At 58.8% G+C, this 1,812-nt stretch carries 4 protein-coding genes; all 4 read right to left on the bottom strand.

Annotation, left to right across the window (positions count from 1 at the left end):
• The coding region (locus NW837_RS12480; protein WP_414331951.1) for an EamA family transporter at positions 1 to 456 on the bottom strand (456 nt) is incomplete at its 3' end.
• A complete protein-coding gene (locus tag NW837_RS12475) occupies positions 456 to 803 on the bottom strand; it encodes a hypothetical protein (protein ID WP_414331950.1) in 348 nt (115 codons plus the stop codon). The genes NW837_RS12480 and NW837_RS12475, both read right to left, overlap by 1 nt.
• A gap of 60 nt (positions 804 to 863) precedes the next feature.
• Entirely contained in the window at positions 864 to 1,145 is a 282-nt protein-coding gene (locus NW837_RS12470; protein WP_011432432.1) for a hypothetical protein, read from the bottom strand.
• A 114-nt stretch (positions 1,146 to 1,259) separates the two neighbouring features.
• The coding region (locus NW837_RS12465; protein WP_414331949.1) for a leishmanolysin-related zinc metalloendopeptidase at positions 1,260 to 1,812 on the bottom strand (553 nt) is incomplete at its 5' end.

Raw genomic sequence — 1,812 nt, 5'->3', positions numbered from 1 at the left:
CTGCAAGGTGCCCCAGGATCCCCCCGTAGCCACCAGCACCACCCCCAGCAGGCTCACCCCCAAGGCCAACACCAGCCGCCAACGGAAGCGCTCTCCCAGCAGCGGCACCGCCAGAAGAGCCAGCACCAGCGGCCAAGTGTAATTCAGAGCCATCGCCGCCTGAGCCGACAGACGGTCATAAGCCTGGAACAACACCCCATAGTAGCCGAAGGGGTTGAGCAGCCCCTGAAGGGCCGACAGGCGGATTTGGGATCCCCTCTGCTTGCCGAGGAACCCTGCCCGCCCTGTAACCACCAAAACGATCCCCAGGATCAAGCAAGAGCTCAATGCCGAAAAAATCAGCAAGACCGTCGGCGACAGGTACCGCAACCCAAACTTAAAAGCGCTGGCAGCCGTAGCCCAGCCCAAGATGGCCGCCGCCAAGTAAACATAGGCTCGCCAGGGATCCCTAGGCATCAAAAGCTGTCGAGATTGCTGTCCTCTGGCTTCGACTTAGCTCCGGTGGGAAGGCCCAGCCGCGGTGCCACCACCCAGGCATAGAGCAGATAGCCCAGCCCCGCCACCACTGCCCACCTGAGAACGGTGCCGAAAACCCGGAAGAACAGCCCGACCAGAAGAATACAGCCCAGAATGGCGAAGACCGTCACCAGTGGACGCCCCCAAGTCTCAACCCAAGCTCGGACGGCACTTTTCCCCTGAGACGCAACGGATGTTCCTGGATCCCCAGAGGCCGCCGCCGCTTGCTCCAGTTCACGCTCAAGCTGTTTCAGCCGTTCTTGTTCTGAGAAAGAGAGATCGGACATAGAGAGCAGTCTCCAGCGGTGTCACCTCCATCTTACGAGCTGCTCCCGAAGATGGGCAGACTAAGCCCGCGCCGAAGGGATCTCCTGAACCATAGCCCGGAACACATCCAAAGCCGGGCCAGGGCGACGGTTAGGACGCGGAGCCGAGATCTCATTGGGCACAAAAGGCTTCTCCACCACCACCTTGGGCTTGTTGGCAGGAGCAGTTGCTGTAGCCGCAGGAGCAGAGCTGGGAGAAGCTGGTGCAGAACGAAAAGGCCCGGTAACAAAATCCACCAAGCCGCCGAAGAGAATGCCGAAAAAGGAGAACAGGCCGCCGAAAAGCTTCTTGAGGATACCCATGGCTCATTGCAAAGAAATGAGGTGAGAGATTGTCGAAGTTGTGAAGTTGTACAACTTGACCTTCATTATTGTTAAGAAGCAGCATCTTGGCCATGAGTAAATATGCTCTTTTTCTCAGGGATCCCCCACCCGCCTGCCCTCGGCGTCAAATTGCTGTAGGGGCAGGATCAACTCCAGCTCCTGCAGTTCCAAAGGCTGAGGGATCCCTCTACTGCGCCCCAAAGCAAAGCCATCCGCCGCTGCTGGATTCACCTCATAGCCGATATCTGCCATTGCTTCGACGGTGAGAATGCTTAAGGGGTTGGCTACCCCCCGGTCGATGCGGCTGGTCATCAGCTCGCGGCCCAAGACGCTCTCCCGCCAATGGGAATCTCGGGATCCCTCCCCAAACTCGTTTTCTAAAGGAACAGAGGGCGCGTTTCCTCCCAGCGTGGCGAAGGCGCTGACTGCCCTGGGGCCGATAAAGCGGGGATCGTAGCCAGGGGGCGTAGGCTGATCCCGCCTCACCAAGCCCACCGTTAGCCCCTTGGGATCCCAGACGATGGGCAAGAAGCCCAAGGCATGGCCCAACTCGTGCAGGGCGGTAATGGGCAGATCCCCTCGTTCTTCCAGGGCAGATAGATTTTGACTGTTGAACAGAACTACGGAGTAAAAAGGCAGACCCTGT

The organism is Synechococcus sp. R6-10, assembly GCF_047461815.1.
Lineage (GTDB): Bacteria > Cyanobacteriota > Cyanobacteriia > Thermostichales > Thermostichaceae > Thermostichus.
This window is presented reverse-complemented; position numbering and strand designations above follow the sequence as displayed.

Bases quoted from the DNA above. Each gene is read 5' to 3' on its own strand.
- NW837_RS12475 (WP_414331950.1), bottom strand. From the start codon at position 803: ATGTCCGATCTCTCTTTCTCAGAACAAGAACGGCTGAAACAGCTTGAG.
- NW837_RS12470 (WP_011432432.1), bottom strand. From the start codon at position 1,145: ATGGGTATCCTCAAGAAGCTTTTCGGCGGCCTGTTCTCCTTTTTCGGC.